This window comes from Actinoplanes sp. ATCC 53533 (assembly GCF_003947245.1).
Genome location: NZ_QHHV01000646.1, coordinates 1 through 621 on the forward strand (window position 1 = coordinate 1; position 621 = coordinate 621).

Here is a 621-nt window from a genome sequence, read left to right on the forward strand (position 1 = left end):
CTCGTGCACCTCGTCGCTCTTGGTCTTGAAGAAGCTGGTGAAGCCGAGCGCACGCAACTCGTCCTCAAGCTGACTGGTCGGATACTCCGGCAGCAACACCGTCGCCTTCTTACTGACGAAACGCTTCAGGTGCGCCGCGTCGAAGTGGTCGCGGTGCAGGTGGGAGACGTACAGGTAGTCGACGTCGCCGAGACTCTCCCAGTCGAGCAGGGAGTTGTCGGGGAACGGGAACCACGACGCGAAATACGCCGGGTTGACCCACGGGTCGCACAGAATGCTTCCCGCGCCCGTGTCGATCCGCATGCTCGCGTGGCCAGTGCCCGTGATCCGCACCGTTCAGCTCCCTCGGTCCCGCAGATGTCCGACGGCATCGAAGGTACCGGGTCCGGGTTGGTGGGCCGCGCGCGGAGGCGCCATGCGAAACTGATCGGGTTGTCATCACCATCGTCGCAGGAGGACCGAGTCGTGGCAGAAGAGCCGGTTTACGCACCCGACCAGCTCAAGCCGGGCAACCGCAAGTGGGCCCGGATCGGCGCCATCGGCACCGCCGTGATTCTGCTGGCGATGCTGATCGGCAACCACGAGGGCAACACCGAGAACATCTGGCTCATCGGCACCGCG

At 64.7% G+C, this 621-nt stretch carries 2 protein-coding genes; one reads left to right on the forward strand and one right to left on the reverse strand.

The annotated features are described in order from the left end of the window. A partial coding sequence (locus DMB66_RS60440; RefSeq protein WP_148113008.1) for an MBL fold metallo-hydrolase occupies window positions 1–333 on the reverse strand: 333 nt, incomplete at its 3' end. Window positions 334–357: 24 nt separating this feature from the next. Between DMB66_RS60440 and DMB66_RS66465 the strand changes: the two genes are divergently transcribed. Beyond that, the coding region (locus DMB66_RS66465; protein WP_125812736.1) for a DUF2631 domain-containing protein at window positions 358–621 on the forward strand (264 nt) is incomplete at its 3' end.